The organism is Candidatus Methanomethylophilaceae archaeon, from assembly GCA_017524805.1.
Taxonomy (GTDB): domain Archaea; phylum Thermoplasmatota; class Thermoplasmata; order Methanomassiliicoccales; family Methanomethylophilaceae; genus Methanoprimaticola.
In genome coordinates, this window is the sequence record JAFXUX010000021.1 from 1 (window position 1) to 16,765 (window position 16,765).

Below are 16,765 nucleotides of genomic sequence, written 5' to 3' on the forward strand. Positions count from 1 at the left end.
AGCGGCCACGCTCCGCGACAACAATGTCAGGGAGCCGGTGCGGACGGTGCTCCAGTCGCTGGACAACATCATGGCCGTCGGCCATGGCGTCGAATGGAGGGTGCTGGAGGTGACCAAGCGCAACAGGGGCTTCCTCAGCGCACTGAGGATCCAGAAGCCCGACGAGAGGCAGACGCTGCCCGCATCCCAATACATCCCTCAAAGCGCCATCGAAACTGCGAAAGAGGGCCAGAAGGCCGAATGATATACCTACAAAAACGAGAAATTCAGATAACAGAGACCGAGGCGTACACGGGAGAGGATGACAGCGCCGCGCACGCCAGATTCGGACGCACCGAGAGAAACTCCGTGCTCTATGAGGCCGGAGGCAAAGCCTACGTCTATCGCTGCCATATGTACTGGCTTCTCAACATCACTGCCGGAAGGGAGGGGAATCCGCAATGCGTCCTGATCAGGGGCGTGGAAGGCAGGGATGGCCCCGGAAAAGCGTCGGAACTCATGGGAATCTGCAAAGAGATGTATGGGAACCCCTTGGACGAAGAGCATGGGCTGTGGCTGGAGCGCTCGCCATGCGACTTCGAGATAGTGTCCCGCCCCAGAATCGGAATCGGGTACGCCACGGAGAAAGACAGGGAAGCCCCTCTGAATTTCAGAATCAAATTGCGCTGACACACCCCTCCTATGCGAAGCGTTAAATTACCTATGAGTATAGTAGGTTTATGGATGGCGCAGAACTTTTTGGCAGGACCGTATCGACTGTGCAAGAGGCCTGCATGAAAATCGGTGATGCCCGCGGAAGCATGCGGCTATACTACCCTTTCGACGGAGATTTTGAGAGTCTCAAAAGCGAATTCATGGATGCATCCAGCGGCATACTGGACAGCACCGTCCTGGAGCTCATGCCCGGAAGGGTGAGGATCACGGTCTCCGAAAAGGATAGCGGAAGGATTCTGGGACTTCCTGCGAAAGAGTCGATGAAGAGAACCATCGAACTCATCAAAGATTGCGCCACGACAGACGAATTCCGCAGATCGATAGCGGCAGAGTTTCCTGGCGCGGAAATCAGCAAATCATCGGACATCGAATTCGATTGGGTCATGGTCTTCCCGGAAAAGGAGGACACGGACGTCTACTGCATCTCCGAAGAGCTTGGAGCCCTGACCTACCACAGATTCTCCGCTGAGGAGTACCGGAAGCTCGGATTCGAAATGCCAAGGAAATCTGGGAATCGATGGGATTGCAATAACCTATTAAAATAGTAGGAATTACTAAATACGCCTCTGACCATCGCACTTGACATGAGCAATGTGGAACAGATCTATCTGGACAACGCAGCGACCTCTCGCATGAGGAAGGAAGCGTTCGATGCGATGCTGCCGTATTTCATGGACGAATACGCGAATCCTTCGAGCATACATTCCATGTCGAGGAATCCGAGGGCCGCCGTAAAGAAGGCCAGAGAGCAGATCGCCAATTGTCTGAATTGCGACCAATCCGAGATCTTCTTCACTTCCGGAGGCACCGAATCGGACAATTGGGCGCTGATCTCCGGCGCCGAGATGCAGTCCCAAAAAGGGAAGCACATCATCATATCCTCGATAGAGCACCATGCGATACTTGAGACGGCGAATTACCTGAAGAAAAGGGGATTCGAAGTATCGGAAGCCGAAGTCGACGGGAATGGGACTGTGATGCTGGACGATCTGAAGGGACTGTTCAGGCCCGATACCATATTGGTAGCGGTCATGACGGCCAACAACGAGATCGGAACCATCGAGCCCGTCAAGGAGATCGCTAGGATCGCCCACGAGCACGGGGCTCTGTTCTTCACCGATGCCGTCCAGGCTTTCGCCCATATACCGTTGGACGTGAAGGATCTGGACGTGGACATGCTGAGCGCCAGCGGCCACAAATTCGGCGGGCCCAAAGGCGTGGGATTCCTGTACGTCCGCAAGGGCATCCGTCTGCCTCCGTTCATGCACGGCGGAGAGCAGGAGAACGGCAGAAGGGCGGGAACCACCAACGTCCCCGGCATAGTCGGGATGGGCGCGGCAGCAGAGATAGCCTGCGCCGAGATGGAAGAGACTGGCAAGCGTCTTTCCGCGCTCCGCGACCATTACATAAAGCGCGTGGAGAAAGAGATCCCATACTGCAGACTGAACGGGCACAGGACGGACAGGCTCCCGAGCAACGCCAATTTCAGCTTCCGCTTCGTCGAAGGGGAATCGATGCTGATGAATCTGGGGATGAAGGGCGTGTACGTATCCACGGGATCGGCGTGCGCTTCAGGGTCGCTGGATCCCTCCCACGTCCTGCTGGCCATAGGCTTGCCGCACGATATCGCCCACGGGTCCATACGGGCGTCCTTCCCCGAAGACATAACCTTGGAGCAGGTGGACAAAGCGGTTGACTGCCTCAAAGAAACGGTGGAGAGGATCAGATCCCTGTCACCGCTTTACGATGATTTCCTAAAAAAAGGAGGCGAATGAATGTACGACGGAGAATACAGCGAGAAAGTGATAGACCACTTCACCAACCCCAGGAACGTCGGGGAGATAGAGAACCCTTCCGGAGTCGGAACCGTAGGGAACGCGAAATGCGGGGACATAATGAGGATCTTCCTCGACATCGATGAGAACGGCATCATCCGCGACTGCAAATTCAAGACGTTCGGCTGCGGGGCGGCAGTAGCCAGCAGCAGCATGGCCACCGAGATGGTGAAAGGGAAGTCGGTCCAGGAAGCGATGGAGATAACCAACAAAGCCGTCATGGAGGCTCTCGACGGATTGCCGGTTGTCAAAGTCCACTGCTCGCTCCTCGCGGAAGAAGCCATACACGCGGCGCTGTGGGATTACGCCCAGAAGACGTCGACGAAAATCGAGGGGCTCCGCCCTCCGAAAGCCGACATAAACGATTGATAAGGCCGGGGTGTTTCCGCCCCGCCTTTCTCCTCTTTCGGATCATTCTTTTTTCCGCTTCTTCTCGGCGCGGTAATCCGGGTACGGAACTTTTTCTGTCTGGCCTGCATGATCTTTCTGCCATTGGAGTATCCACTCATACCTGCGCTTGAGAGCCTTCTCCAGGCCTTGTTCAGTAGGCCGGTAGTAATGCTTTCCGACCAGCGAATCCGGCATGCACTGCATGGTCGTGATCTTGTCCTCGGCGGCATGTGGATACTGGTAATCCGCGCCGTATCCCAGCTCCTTCTGCAATGATGTGTACCCTGCGCGTATCGCCATCGGGATCGGATCGGAATCGTGCTTCCTCGCGTCGTCTCTGGCCGCCATGTAAGCCGTGAGGACGGAGTTGGATTTCGGGGAGAGGCAAACGAACATAGCGGCCATGGCAAGATGTATGTCGCATTCCGGATGCCCTATTGTCCTGGCGGCTTCCATCGCATCCATCGCAACATGGAGGCACTCCGGATCGGCCAAACCGACATCCTCCGCGGCGGCATGGGCGATCCTTCTGGCTATCCAGACCGGATCCTCGCCGCCCTCCAGCATGCGGGCCAGCCAGAACAGGGCAGCGTCGACGTCGCTGTTGCGCATGGCCTCATGCAACGCGGAGATGACCTGGAAATGCTCCTCGCCGTTCTTGTCGTAGAGCATAGACTTGCGGGAGGTGCAATCCTGGATGATCCCGTCCGTGACTGTTATGGTCCCGTCTCCGTTGTCCCCGTAGTTCAGGACCGTCTCCAGCGTGTTCAGAGCGGTTCTGGAATCCCCCTTGGAGAAATCCGCGATGATGCGGTACGCCTTCTCTGGGATGTCCACCTTGTAATCCCCATACCCGCTGGGAGACTCGACTGCCCTCTTCAGAATCGCGATCATGTCCTCCTTCGAGAGCGGGCGCAGAACGAAGACTTTGCATCTGGACAGAAGGGCGCCGTTGAGCTCGAAGGACGGGTTCTCGGTGGTAGCACCTATGAGGATTATGCTGCCTTTCTCGACGAACGGAAGAAACGCATCCTGCTGTGTCTTGTTGAAATGATGGATCTCGTCCACGAAAAGGACCGTCCTTTTGCCGCGCCTTCTTTCGGACTCGGCTTCGGACATCACTTTGCGGATTTCGGCGATTCCGGATGTGACCGCGGGAAAGTCTACGAAGCGGGCGTCGGTGCTGCGGGCGACCATGCGCGCCAGCGTCGTCTTCCCGACCCCTGGCGGGCCCCAAAGAATCATCGATGAAACCGCTCCGCCGTCTATCATGCGCCTCAGAGGTTTGCCTTCGCCGAGAAGATGCTCCTGGCCGAAGAAACCGGACAGATCGTCCGGGCGCATCCTCGACGCAAGTGGCTCCGGAGCTGCGCCTTCCTCTTCCTCGTCAAGCAGAAGCTGCCTCATCAGCTATGGTATGGCTTCTCGGATATGAACGGTTAACCGCCGACCGCATGGGCATGACAGAAAAAACCAAAGGATAATCATGAAACCGCGGCATATCGGCGGGATAATTCGATTATTACGCGCTAATGGTAGATATGGTTATATAGAAACAGAAGTTACAACAATCGAGCTATATGTCGATAGCAGCAATCATATCCAGCCCCATCAAAGGGAACACGTACGCCATCGTGAACGCCATGGCGGAACAGCTCAAAGCCGACGGAAAAGACGTCCAGGTCTTCGACATAAACGCCATGAAGGACCGCCGCGGATGCCAAGGATGCAACGCATGCAAGCGCAAAGGCTCCTGCGTGACGAAAGACGATCTCACCCCTGTCATCGACGCCATCAGGAACGCGGACGGAGTCATCCTCTCCACTCCCGTCTATTTCGGCGAAGCATGCGGCCAGTACAGGCTCTTGGAAGACAGATTCTACAGCTTCTTGAACGCGGACTTCAGCGTCAACATCGCGCCCGGAAAGAAGGTTGCCGTCGTCGTATCCGCCGGCTCTGCTGGCGCAGACAAACTGGCGGAGAAGATCGAGGGCACGATGAAGAACTTCTTCAAATGCGAGCCTGTCGGAACCATAACCGTGACCACTGCCAACGATCCCAAATGCGCCGCGAACAGCGCCGACATCATGGCGAAGGCCAAAGAGATCGCGAAGAAATTCTGATTTTGAAAGGGCCCTTTCCTTAGGGATCGGGCCCGCTTCTCAAATCCATTCGAAATTCTCTTTCCCGGCTCCCAGCTCAAAATGGAACTTCACGATTCCCATATCTATCTGCTTGAGCGTGCTGGCCGGGGCGCTGATTCTGACCAAATTCCCGTCGCGCTCAAAGGTGAAATCCTGCCTGTTCAAGCCTGTCGGGGCGAGCAAAGCGCATTCGACCCCGTTCACAAACCACTCCGGGGCGCCGCTGAGATCGGCTATCTTTTCTACGGGTTTGTTTTTGTGGGGGACGCCCTGCGTCATACCGTACCCAACGGAAATGTTGATCACATTCCTGAGGCCTGCTACGCACTCCGTCTTCTTGGCCATAAGCGCCCAGCATGTATTGAGGCCGAGCGTCTGGGCGTAAAGGACCGCCTGCTCCCCGTAATAGCCGGCTTTCCAATTCAGATCGTCAGATTCCGGGCCTGAAATTGAGATATAATTCATGGCGTTCTTGAAGTGTGTGGTGGCCTTGAGCAACAGCCCTCCGAAAGCCTTCGGCTCATCCAGAACGAGCTCCAATGTCAGCCCGCTCTCCGAATTGATGCGATCTATCTCTTCGCGGAGAAGCTTCAGCACATTCCCCTCGATTCTCTTGCCGGAGTATTGCCTAACCGAATGGCGAAGTCTGGCCGCCTCATGCAGGTCCATAAGTGCAATTCATGGTCTGAGAATAATAACATATCGAAATGCGCAACCGTTTATCTTCGGACTGACATTTTCAGCCGTGGAATACGTCGAATGCACGGAAGAAGAGATCGCTTATCTCAGCTCGTCAGACAGCGCAATGGCATCCCTCATCAGGAAGGTCGGCAAAATAGGATTCGAAGCGGACCCAGACCTGCATACCTCGCTGGTCCGCTGCATCATAGGGCAGCAGATCTCTATCCCGATGTACGAGCGGATTTGGGATGAATTCAAGAAGGAATATGGGGAGATTCCCAGCCCTGAAAGAGTACTGGATGGCGGCATCGGAAAACTGAAATCCCTGGGCATTCCGACAAGCAGAGCGGAATATATCCTCGGCATATCCAAAGGATTCCTGGATGGCGATCTGGATCAGAGCGCGATCGAAAGAATGGATGACGATGACGCATTCCGCGCTCTGGTCAAGATCAGGGGCGTAGGTCCATGGACGGCAGAGATGGCAATGATATTCTGCCTGCGCCGCAAGAATGTATTCAGCTTCGGGGATTTGGCTCTCATACGCGGGATCCGCAGAATGTACGGATTGGAGAGCGTTTCCAAAGCCGATTTCGAATCTTACCGCAAATTATTCAGCCCCTATTGCACGGCAGCCAGCCTCTACATATGGGAGGTGGGAGAAGGGCGTGTCGCCGGATTCCTGGAATCTTCGGTTAAAGATTGAAATACAACCGAGAAAACATGACGGAAAACAGCACACCAACCTTCGTGTTCATACTGCATCGGATGTGTTAAAGGCTATTTCCGCATGACTTTACGCATGAGCGGGCTGTCCAAAAAAGAACGCTCCCTTGGATGCCTATTCGGAGGGGCCATAGGGGACGCGTTCGGATACACCATCGAATTCTCCGATATCCAATCGATCAGGGAATGGTACGGGGATTGCGGCCTCCAAGAGCCAGTCCAATACAGAGGAAAATACAGGATATCGGACGATACCCAGATGACGCTCCTCACGGCTGACGGCCTGCTCACAGGAGAGACGAGATTCTGCTGCAGGGGAATAGCGTCTTCACCGGCGGACTACGCCTATCCGAAATACAGGATGTGGGCGAAGCTCCAGGGATTCGATGTCGAGGGGTGCGTCCATAACTCATGGCTGTTCGAAGACCCCGCCACGTATGCCAGGCGCAGCCCCGGAAACACATGCATATCGGATCTGTGCCGGAACGAATTCGCCGCGAAGCCGGACCAGCCGAGAAACAGCAGCAAAGGTTGCGGAGGGCTGATGAGGGCCGCTCCGGCCGGCATCGCTGCGCATCGGTTTTCGGACCCAAATATCAAAGCCATCGAATGGGGAGAGGAGATAGCAGCCGCAACCCATGGGCATCCTCTGGGATGGATGACGGCCGGAATCATGGCCGGGATAATCAACCGCATCATGATCGGAGACTCTCTGGAGAAGTCCATCCAGCGTGCCATCAGTTTCTGCGAATCCAGACACAAAGGAAGCGGATATGCGGCTCAGCTGTCCAGCATCATAGATGAGACCCTGGCGCTTGCCGAATCGGATGGAAACGATCTCGAATGCATGTCGAAATTGGGAGAAGGATGGATAGCCGAAGAGACGCTTGCCATGGCTTTATTCTCATGCATAAGGCATCAGAACGACATCAAAGGATGCCTCAGATGCGCCGTGAACGTCACCGGAGATTCCGATTCAATAGGTTCTGTAGCAGGAAACATCCTTGGCGCCCTCGTCGGCATAGATGCGGTAAAGGAAGCGTTCGAAATCCGCAGGGTCGAATGCCACGATCTTATCGAGATAACCGCGGCAGACCTGGCAGCCGGCTGTCCAACGGACGGGCTGGTGCTGACAGATGAGGGCTGGAAAGACAGATGGACCCGCTTATGAAAGCTGCCAGTCTGATCTGAGCCGAATGATCAGCAAATCCAGATCATTTGGCATAGGAATAGAGACAGAAACAGAGACAGAATCAGGGCAAATCAGAATAATGCTGTTGCCCTAATCCATATGATGAAAAAGAAGGAGAAGAGGGTAGATCCCCTCGTTCCCCGCATTATTTTGTCGCGAACCTTACTCGAGGAGTATGGCAGGCCTTCCTGGGGCAGCCACTTTGGATTTTCCCTGGGGATCGTAAAGACCATCGGCATCGGAATCAAAGACGGAAACCTCGGTCTTGAGTTCATCGCTGAAGAAAGCGGCGGCATTGCTGAGAAGAGCGAACTCATCGGTATTGACGATGGCTTTCTTGTCTTCGATGGAAGCCCTTCCGAAATCGATGGCAACCTTCTTGGCGAATTCAGACGCTGCCTTGCCCTTCGTTTTTATTCCATCATCCGACATGCAGCGCTTGGTCAGGGAAGGCACTGACAGTGTCCCGTCTTCCATCATCTCCAGCGCATATCCCATGACTTTCTTCTTCCAGCTGGGGGAGACATACAGAATCGTGCGTTTGGGTTCGATCTTGGAGATCTTCCTGACCTCGGCGACGTCGGACATGATGTCGCGGATGAGGTTCTCGCTGTATTCGGCCGAACCGGATATCCTGCTCTCGTCAGCCTCGGGGAACTGGCCGGCGGAGACCAGACCTTCGAAGCCTGCCATCTCCCAGAGTTCCTCGGCGATGTGCGGGGTAACAGGCATCATGGCCTGGATCCAGATCCTCAGAGCCTCTTTGATAGCCTTCCCGCTGCATCCTCCGCGTCTGCTGGACCATTTCATGTCGTTGAGCATATCGAAATAGACTATGGTGCACATCTGCCTGAGCTCATAGCCCTCCATGGCCTGGCGGATCTCTTTGATGTGGGTGTTGAACTTGGATATGAGCCAGGCGTCCATCGGACCCTCCGGGGAACCGCTGCCTGCGATTAGCTCCTGGACGAACGAGGCTATCCTCTCGATCCTCTGCTTGTACATCATGACAGCGTCCTCGCTCCATTCCACGTCGACGAACATAGACGCTATGTGGGCGTAATAGAGCCTCATGGCATCTACGCCGAATTTGGCGGCCGCGCCCGGGATGGGCTGGGCCCCGCCTTTCGACTTGGAGATCTTGTCGCTGTTCTTCCCGGTGACGTACCAGTTCACGGTTATTCCGCGGGGCCACATCTCCTCGGGGAGTATGGCCACATGGTTGAAGAGGAACCCAGGGAAGTGGACGGTCATGTGCTCTTTCCCTCCGAGGTTGATGTCCAGAGGGTACCAATAGAGGACATCCTTCCTGATCTTCTCGAGAAGGACTTCGGAGACGCCGGTGCGGGAGGAAACAGCTTTTTTGTCCCCTTTTCCGAGTATGACGTAATCGAAGAACTCCTCGGTCATCTGCTCTGGCTTGAGCCTGCCGTCGTTCGCATAAAGCGAGATGAGATAGTAGACTGGATACAGGGTGGAATCGGAAATCGCTTCTATAACCCACTTGTCGTCGAACGGGAACCTGGTGCCGAGCCAGTTGCCCTGCCTTACGCAAGCCCTTTCCCTGTACCAGTTGAGGACTGAATGGACGTTGTCCCTGTATTCCTGGGGGTTGATGTCCATGGTCTTGCAGTGCTCGGACGTCTTCTCGGTGAGTTCTTTATCAGCATAGTTGATGAACCACTGGTCGTCCAGCCTCTTTATGTGGACGCGGGCGCCGCATCTGCAGACGACTTCCTCGTTGAGATCGCGGAAAATCTCGGCCTCGCCGGAATCGATCATGGCCTGGCGCATCTTGTCTTTGGCCTCCTCAACGCGCATCCCGGCGTATTCTCCGCAGACGGCCTTCATGCGGCCCATGTGGTATCCATCCTTGTAGACCTGCTTCTTGGCCTCGACCAGCCTCGGATCGCCTGGACGCTCGATTCCCATGCGTTTGATGATGTCCTCGGCGGGGAAATCGCCGTACCCTTTCATCTCGATGATTGAGATGGGAACCACGGAATCGATTAGCTCTTGCGAAAGTCCGTACTCTTCCCTGAACTTGGGATCTTTCTTGACTTCCTGGAGCGAAATCCAATCGTCCGGCGCATCGGAAGGGACGGATGTTACCAGCCCGGTTCCCACATCCGGATCGCAGAACGATGCCGGGAGCACGGGAATCTCTTTGTGGACCATGGGGGCTTCGCACATCCATCCGATCATGTCTCTGCCGGGGATGATGCCAACGTCCTCCACGCCGTCCATCTGGAGCGGAATCTTCTCGGCGGCCTGCGGGGAGACGATCCAAACCTCGCCGTCCTTCCTGATTCTCCTGTACTCCACCGACGGGTTCACCCAGAAGCAGACCTGGCCATAGACCGTCTCAGGTCTGAGAGTCGCCGCGACGAGGTATTCGTCCCCGTGCCTGAATTTAAGGAGAGTGTACTCCTGGGTCTCGGCCCTGCCGCCCTTGGAAAGGTCAGTCTCAGAAGGATCGACCGCCACAGGTCCGCAATTAGGGCAGACGGTTGCGTAATAGGGCTTTTGGATGAGCAGATGGGCATCATTGAGCTTCCTGAACTGCCATTCGATGAATTTGGCGTAATCAGGATACAAAGTGCAGGTGAATCTCCTCCAATCGGCGAGGAAACCGAACCTCTTCCAATACTCGTTGACGTAGACGTCATTGAAGAACTCGATGACGGACATCGGTTTCCCGAGCTCGGGGATCTTCTGCTCCGGACAGCCGTTCCTGAGCAGATAATCGACGGTTTTCTCGTCTCCCCTGGCGATCTTGCTGGCAAGACTGATCCCTCCGTTTCCGGTGGCGTGAGTGCCGACGGGAAACAGGACATTGTACCCAGTCATACGCTTGTATCTGCCGATCGCATCGACATATGAATAACCTCTGAGGTGTCCGACGTGCAGATATCCAGTTACGCCGGGATAAGCGAAAATGAGCATGAATTTCTTTTTCGAATCGTCAGGCTCAGATTTGTCCAGATTCGCCTCAATCCAACGGGTCTGCCATTTTTTTTCGATGCTTCCATAGTCGATTTCCATGATGGCCCTGCCTTCTTCCCTTTCCTGAAAGTAATATTATTATTATAGTCTCCGCCAAAGAGCTATTGACACAGTCGCTTCTGATCGTCGGACTGAGCCAGAATTAATGATAAGACGCAGATGACAACGAAATTTCAAAAACAATAAAATTGTATTTACAAGAGCATTTAAATGTCAAAAAATAGAATATCCAATGATTTTGAAAGAAATTGCAGTCTTTTCTGCTTGTCATCCGCGTAAGGCAGAATTTAAATATCGCCTAGCTGATGTGTTTACAGCTAATCCCAAACGCTAAGCGTTAGGTAAGCGGAGTGTGCCGAATTGACGGATGACGGAATGAAGATCACAATCAGGGTGGGTCCCGATGAGATACAGCTCATCGAAGACTACATGGATCAGTTCCACGTTGGGAACAGATCTGACTTCATCCGCGATGCCATCAGAGGCTACATAAACTTCAGAAGAAACGAAACGGGATCCACCAGCAACTCGGATGTCGGGGGAATATTCATCCACCTCAGCGATCTGCATCTGGAGATTCTCGCCAACCTTAAGAAGATGGGCATTTGCCTGTCTGAAGAGGAATTCATCAGGAAATGCGTCATCGACGCCATAATGCCCAAAGAAGCAGAGAACAAAGCCATCGACGAAGCTTTCGCTTCAGCTCAAAGTTCGACCACATACAGATGAAGGGAAAGCAGATGGAAAACGACTCCAACCTAGTAAACGACTTGAAAAGAAGGGATGCACTCATGACGGCGAACGAAAATGGCAGCACGGATTGCCCGCGCATAGCTGTGGTTGGCGTTGGAGGAGCGGGATGCAACGTCATCTCCTCTTTCAGTGGAAGGGAATGCCAAGTGGATACCATAGCTATAAACACGGACAGAAAGGCTCTCGAAAAGACCGAAGCAGACAAGAAAATCTACATCTGCAAAGAGGTCCTCAAGGGAGAAGGCACGCGCGGAGACGCCAACCTCGGCAAAAAGTGCGCTGAATGCCACATAGAAGAGATCAGGGATGCTCTCTTCGGATACGAATACGTGTTTGTCGTCGCCGGCCTTGGCGGGGGAACGGGCAGCGGCGCCATGCCGATAGTCATCGATTCGGCGGCTATCGGCGGCGCGGAAACATCTGCGATAGCGATCAAGCCTTTCTTCTTTGAAGGGGAGAGGAAAGAGCTTGCGGCAAAGGCCTACAGACGCGTGCAAGCCGTATGCAGGAACTCTTGCCTGGTCGACAACAACCTGATCATGTCGCTGGAAGAGGATTGCGATCTGAACACCGCATTCTCGAAGGTGAACGAAGGCATCGTAGATCACATAGCTGAGTTCGCGAAATCCGTCGAAATCAACTCCCCGAGCAAGAAACGCATTTCAGACATCAAACCCAGCAGAACCGAAAGAACAGGCATCATACCCTTGGGCCTGCTCGTATGCGCTTGAACTGACGCTTCATTTTTCCCCTGGCAGGGGGGCGCCGCTCCCCTGTACTCTCTGTTTTCTTGTCTGAACCTCAAGGAAATCATCATTGTGCAAACGCATAAAATCGCGTCAAATTGCGATAAATCGATGGCACAAACCGCTTGTCGGACAAATTAAATGCCCATAAGAGTTTGTCTTACGGACAAAAACGCGTGTCTTCCTATGAAATTGCCCTGAAAATGAGAGATAAAAGGGGGCCGCCCAAAAACTGGGCAGCCTCGGTTTCATTGGGATGCGGCCTGGTAACCCATCTCGAAAGCCTTGGAGTTCAGATCCCTGAATTTTTCCGGGACCTGCTCCATGAGGACCTTAAGAAGCACATCCTTGGGGATAGGGAACCCTTTGACGGCCGACATCGCGCCGATCATGACGGCATTGGCGGCGACGGCTTTCCCGGCTTTGATGGCTATGTCCGTGGCATCGATCGTCTTGAGGTTGGGGGCCAGAGACCTGACCGCGGATACGATGCTGTCGACCGGGGGATATTCCTCGAACCCGGCGGCGACCATAGAAGGCAGAACCGGGTCGAGATTCATCAGCACAGTCGTATCCTTGTTCCCGAGGGGAAGGCTCCTGCATGTTTCCACAGGCTCGAATCCGAGTATCATATCGGCGGATCCTGCGGCCTCCAACGGGCTTGCGACCCCGTCTCCGAAGCGCACGGTGGAGAGGACGCTTCCGCCCCTCTGGGCCATCCCGTGGACTTCGCTCATGGCGACGTCATAACCCATCTGCATGGCGGCGTTTCCGAGCACCATCGACGCGAGAAGGACGCCCTGTCCGCCCACTCCGACTATCTGGACTGTGTATTTCATCTTCTCACCTCGATCGCCCCTCTGGGGCAGACGGAAGCGCACATGCCGCAGCCTATGCATTGGACCGGGTCAGGCGTGATTTTGCCGTCCTTTTTGAACAGAGCCGGGCATGCGATCGTCTTCAGGCAGGTTCCGCAGCCGTTGCATTTGTTTTGGTCGATGACGCAGACGCCGGGGACCAGCTGCTTGCTCTTCTTGAGCTCGAGAGGGCAGGGGCATTTAGAAATGATGACGGCGACCCCTTCGAACGCCAGGGCATCCCTGAAAGTCTGCGTGGCCGATTTGACGTCATATGGATTGACCGTCCTCACGAATTCCACGCCTATGCCTTTGACCATCGATTCGATGTCTATCGGCTTGGTGGAAACGCCTCCGAAATCCCTTCCGGTTCCGGGGTTAGGCTGATGCCCTGTCATCGCGGTCGTGCGGTTGTCCAGGATGACCATGACTATGCGATGCCTGTTGAACAGAGCGTTGACCAGAGGCGGAACACCTGCGTGGAAGAACGTGGAATCGCCCATGAACGCGACCGCGCGCTGATCGGTGGATCTGTCGAAACCTCCCGCGGCTCCGGCGCCTCCGCCCATGCAGATAATGAAATCGGCGGCCTGGAAGGGGGGCTGGACCCCGAGAGTATAGCATCCGATATCCGAGCAGTAGATGACGTCCTCCTTTCCGGCGGCCCTCTTGGCGGCGGCGAACATGCCTCTGTGGGGACATCCCGCGCATAGGGTCGGCGGCCTGCTGGGAAGATCCATCTTGGGAACGGACAGAGGCTCGGGGAATTCCTTGACCTTTACGAATTCGGATATGCCTTTCAGAGTGTCCGGAGAGTATTCCCAGGCCCTCGGCAGATGGCCGGTCCTCTTGCCGTAAACCGGGACTGTGATGCCGTTCTGGGCGCAGATCCTGAGAACCTGATCCTCGACGAACGGCTCCAGCTCCTCGGCAACTATGACCAGCCTCTTGGATTTGACGAAATCGGCGATCTTCTTCTCGGGCAGAGGGTTGGTGAATCCCAGCTTGAGTATAGAAACCCCGGAAACAAACTCCTTGACGTACGTATACGCCACGCCCGAGGCTATGATGCCTATGTCTCCCTCTCCTTCGACGAAATTCAGCGGCGATTTCTCCGAGAGATCCGAGGCCTTGGCATACTTCTCGAGTATTACCTTCCTGTTGAGCCTCGCGTAGGCAGGTATGTTTACGAATCTCTTGACGTCCCTGTCGAAATGGCCTGCGGTCTTCCTCTCGGATATGGGTCCGAACTCGACTATTCCCCTGGCATGGTTCATACGGGTGGTAGTCCTGAAAAGCAGAGGCATCTCCAGCTCCTCCGAGACCCTGTAGGCCTCCGCCACCATGCTCCGCCCTTCGGCAGGAGTGGAAGGCTCCATCATAGGCATCAGAGCCAGGACGGAATAATACCTGTTGTCCTGCTCGTTCTGAGAGCTGTGGGCAGACGGGTCATCCGCGCTCATGATTAGCATTCCGCCCCTGACGCCGGCGTATGCCAGTGTCATCATAGGGTCGGCGGCTACGTTCAACCCGACATGCTTCATGAAAACGAACGATCTCACCCCTGAGGAAGCGGCCGCGGCAGAGACCTCCACGGCGACCTTCTCGTTGGTGGAGAACTCAAAGTACATTCCCGTATCGGAGGAAATCTTCTCCAGGATATTGCCTATCTCCGAAGATGGCGTGCCGGGATACGTCGAAGCGAATCCCACTCCGGCCTCGATCAAGCCGCGAGTTATCGCCTCATTTCCAAGGAGGAGCTGTTTTCCCCCTTCGCTGAGCAGATTTACCATCTGATTGACCTCTTGCGCGTATATAATAAATCAGAGTTATAACTGGTTCGCAGGCAATAATGCTCAAAAAATCAGGGACATATTAGGGCTAATCAGGGCAACTCTGATGTCTCTGATTTATAAGAAAAACATTTGAATCCAGCAGGGCATCAGCACCCGTGGATTCCGAAGAGGTTATGGGGCGTATCAGGGACGTGGCGCGCTCAATGGGTATAGCGGATATCGGCGTGGCATCAGCGGATGCTTGGGACGACGACCCCGAAGGCAGAAGCCCGAAGGACCTGATGTCATCGTGCAGATCGGTGATCGTAATAGGGATACCTCTCCCCAAGACGATAACGGATACCGCACCATCGAGCTATTACAGCCACCTTTATTCCGTCGTCAACTCGAGCCTGGACAACGCCTCGGAGAGGATCGCTTTGGAATTGGGCATGCTGGGATTCGATGCGATCTACGTGCCCAGAGACGGTTACAAAGGGATCAAAGGCCTCAGAGCCTGCATGGGATCTTTCTTCTCGCATAAGCAGGCCGCATATTATGCCGGCATGGGATCGTATGGCATCAACGGATTGGTGCTGACAGAGAAATATGGGCCCAGAATCAGATTCTCCTCCGTCCTGACTTCAGCCGAAATACCGTCTGACGCACCATCCGAAAAAGAATTGTGCATCAAATGCGGGAGATGCGCCGAGAATTGCCCGGCCAAGGCGATATCAGACGGAAAGATAGATAGGAGCGCGTGTCTGGACCGCAACGAAGAGCTCAGCAAACATGGCATATCACCATGCGGAAAATGCATGGCAGTCTGTCCTATCGGAAACATTAAGACAGCGCCGATGTCGCAGAAAGGACGCGACAATGTCGCAAGATTCGTTTACCGACGCAATTTATATAATTCAAACAGGCATCGAGTTGAATCAAGCAGAGGTTGTCAAGCTCGGTCAACGACGCAGGACTTAGGATCCTGTCCCTAGCGGTTCGTGCGTTCAAATCGCACCCTCTGCACCATTTTCGAATCGGCTGTAACGTCTGGCATACTCAATCGCTCCCTGGGTAAGGCAGCAGATCGAAGCAATCGCGCATACGCAGACTGAGGTATTCGTCGGCCCCATCCGGCATCCGCGCAGCGAGGATGAAATACTCCTGGAATAGGGCCTCGAGAGCGCCTACCGTTTCTGAGAACTCATCGAAACGCTGCTCCTGCCAATAATCCGACAGGGAATCCCATCCCAGGCTGCCGATCCCGTCTAAGATGCGCTCGGTGTTCTCCCATTCGGCGGAGAGGAAACTGGAGCATACGCGAAACGAGTATGCCGCAAAAGAGTTCCTTCCACCGAGCATATTCACGATGGAGGCAAGCTGAGCCACGGAATCCGATGCTTTTCTGAGGATATCGAGCGAATAGCCGGGGAAGACGTGGAACAGACATGCTGTTGCAAGCTTCCTGAGTTTGAAAGCGGCTTGGACGCAGCTGGGAATGTCGATGCCCTGGATTCCGGATGGCACCGCTTCTATGACGTCCTGGACCAAAGCGCGGCCGTACGGCGCCAAATCCTTTCCCATCGACATCAGCCCGGAATACGATTCGAAGTTCCCCTGGACGTAGTAGTTGGAAATCACTTCCACCATCTGGGGATAGATGAGATCCAGAATGCGTTGGGCTTCCGGTCCCTCCAGATTGTGCATAGAGGAGGCGAGCCTCTCCCAATAGACCATGCCTTCCTCCGGATCCAGACCGAAAGAGAACATCCCGGTGAAGAACAGCGTCTCAGCATCGTCCGGATATCTTTTGAGCAATATGCGGGCGCTTGCCCTCACGCTTGAGGGATCCCCGCTGCGGATGCAAGTGAACAGCAGATCCATGAGATCCTTTTTGCTGAGGCCTATGCCGCCGTCTCCGTCGCCCATAGTGCCGCATAGGATCT

The 16,765-nt window shown here is 54.7% G+C and carries 16 protein-coding genes, 1 tRNA gene and 1 pseudogene; 12 read left to right on the forward strand and 6 right to left on the reverse strand.

The window, feature by feature from the left end; translation table 11 throughout:
• From IKP20_04360 to nifU, 5 genes are all read left to right on the forward strand, one after another.
• Nucleotides 1–244, forward strand: a 244-nt coding sequence (locus IKP20_04360) for a hypothetical protein (GenBank protein ID MBR4504187.1), incomplete at its 5' end; no start/stop codon positions are given.
• Complete coding sequence (locus IKP20_04365; protein ID MBR4504188.1) at nucleotides 241–669, forward strand: DNA-3-methyladenine glycosylase; 429 nt, start codon at nucleotides 241–243, stop codon at nucleotides 667–669. The genes IKP20_04360 and IKP20_04365, both read left to right, overlap by 4 nt.
• A 104-nt stretch (nucleotides 670–773) precedes the next feature.
• Nucleotides 774–1,259, forward strand: coding sequence for a DUF3877 family protein (locus IKP20_04370; protein MBR4504189.1), 486 nt, complete (start codon nucleotides 774–776; stop codon nucleotides 1,257–1,259).
• A 39-nt stretch (nucleotides 1,260–1,298) separates the two neighbouring features.
• Complete coding sequence (gene nifS / locus IKP20_04375) at nucleotides 1,299–2,489, forward strand: cysteine desulfurase NifS (GenBank protein ID MBR4504190.1); 1,191 nt, start codon at nucleotides 1,299–1,301, stop codon at nucleotides 2,487–2,489.
• Nucleotides 2,490–2,918: a Fe-S cluster assembly scaffold protein NifU gene (gene nifU, locus IKP20_04380; protein ID MBR4504191.1), complete on the forward strand. Its 429-nt coding sequence runs from the start codon at nucleotides 2,490–2,492 to the stop codon at nucleotides 2,916–2,918.
• Nucleotides 2,919–2,960: 42 nt separating this feature from the next.
• On the opposite strand, the gene IKP20_04385 is transcribed toward nifU, so the two are convergent.
• A complete protein-coding gene (locus tag IKP20_04385) occupies nucleotides 2,961–4,346 on the reverse strand; it encodes a replication-associated recombination protein A (GenBank protein MBR4504192.1) in 1,386 nt (461 codons plus the stop codon).
• A gap of 173 nt (nucleotides 4,347–4,519) precedes the next feature.
• Between IKP20_04385 and IKP20_04390 the strand changes: the two genes are divergently transcribed.
• Nucleotides 4,520–5,062: a flavodoxin family protein gene (locus IKP20_04390; protein MBR4504193.1), complete on the forward strand. Its 543-nt coding sequence runs from the start codon at nucleotides 4,520–4,522 to the stop codon at nucleotides 5,060–5,062.
• A gap of 39 nt (nucleotides 5,063–5,101) precedes the next feature.
• Here IKP20_04390 and IKP20_04395 read toward each other — a convergent pair whose 3' ends face one another.
• Nucleotides 5,102–5,752, reverse strand: a complete 651-nt coding sequence (locus IKP20_04395; GenBank protein MBR4504194.1) for a hypothetical protein — start codon at nucleotides 5,750–5,752, stop codon at nucleotides 5,102–5,104.
• 76 nt (nucleotides 5,753–5,828) lie between these two features.
• Here IKP20_04395 and IKP20_04400 point away from each other — a divergent pair, with 76 nt between their 5' ends.
• Together IKP20_04400 and IKP20_04405 are read left to right on the forward strand one after the other, a co-directional pair.
• Nucleotides 5,829–6,470, forward strand: coding sequence for a DNA-3-methyladenine glycosylase 2 family protein (locus IKP20_04400; protein ID MBR4504195.1), 642 nt, complete (start codon nucleotides 5,829–5,831; stop codon nucleotides 6,468–6,470).
• 96 nt (nucleotides 6,471–6,566) lie between these two features.
• Complete coding sequence (locus tag IKP20_04405) at nucleotides 6,567–7,661, forward strand: ADP-ribosylglycohydrolase family protein (protein ID MBR4504196.1); 1,095 nt, start codon at nucleotides 6,567–6,569, stop codon at nucleotides 7,659–7,661.
• Nucleotides 7,662–7,844: 183 nt separating this feature from the next.
• On the opposite strand, the gene leuS is transcribed toward IKP20_04405, so the two are convergent.
• A complete protein-coding gene (gene leuS / locus IKP20_04410) occupies nucleotides 7,845–10,727 on the reverse strand; it encodes a leucine--tRNA ligase (GenBank protein ID MBR4504197.1) in 2,883 nt (960 codons plus the stop codon).
• A gap of 336 nt (nucleotides 10,728–11,063) precedes the next feature.
• Here leuS and IKP20_04415 point away from each other — a divergent pair, with 336 nt between their 5' ends.
• Both IKP20_04415 and IKP20_04420 read left to right on the forward strand, forming a co-directional pair.
• Nucleotides 11,064–11,417, forward strand: a complete 354-nt coding sequence (locus IKP20_04415; protein ID MBR4504198.1) for a hypothetical protein — start codon at nucleotides 11,064–11,066, stop codon at nucleotides 11,415–11,417.
• Nucleotides 11,418–11,479: 62 nt separating this feature from the next.
• A complete protein-coding gene (locus IKP20_04420) occupies nucleotides 11,480–12,172 on the forward strand; it encodes a cell division protein FtsZ (protein MBR4504199.1) in 693 nt (230 codons plus the stop codon).
• A 263-nt stretch (nucleotides 12,173–12,435) separates the two neighbouring features.
• Here IKP20_04420 and IKP20_04425 read toward each other — a convergent pair whose 3' ends face one another.
• Together IKP20_04425 and iorA are read right to left on the reverse strand one after the other, a co-directional pair.
• Nucleotides 12,436–13,026 (reverse strand): indolepyruvate oxidoreductase subunit beta, encoded by a 591-nt coding sequence (locus IKP20_04425; protein ID MBR4504200.1) that lies wholly within the window; start codon nucleotides 13,024–13,026, stop codon nucleotides 12,436–12,438.
• Entirely contained in the window at nucleotides 13,023–14,837 is a 1,815-nt protein-coding gene (gene iorA / locus IKP20_04430) for an indolepyruvate ferredoxin oxidoreductase subunit alpha (protein MBR4504201.1), read from the reverse strand. The genes IKP20_04425 and iorA overlap by 4 nt, the downstream gene beginning before the upstream one ends.
• A gap of 176 nt (nucleotides 14,838–15,013) precedes the next feature.
• On the opposite strand from iorA, the pseudogene IKP20_04435 reads away from it, so the two are divergent.
• Nucleotides 15,014–15,556 (forward strand): annotated as a pseudogene (locus tag IKP20_04435) (epoxyqueuosine reductase).
• A 205-nt stretch (nucleotides 15,557–15,761) separates the two neighbouring features.
• Nucleotides 15,762–15,848, forward strand: a tRNA-Leu gene (locus IKP20_04440).
• A gap of 30 nt (nucleotides 15,849–15,878) precedes the next feature.
• Here IKP20_04440 and IKP20_04445 read toward each other — a convergent pair.
• Nucleotides 15,879–16,748, reverse strand: coding sequence for a hypothetical protein (locus IKP20_04445; GenBank protein MBR4504202.1), 870 nt, complete (start codon nucleotides 16,746–16,748; stop codon nucleotides 15,879–15,881).
• Between the last annotated feature and the right edge of the window lie 17 nt (nucleotides 16,749–16,765).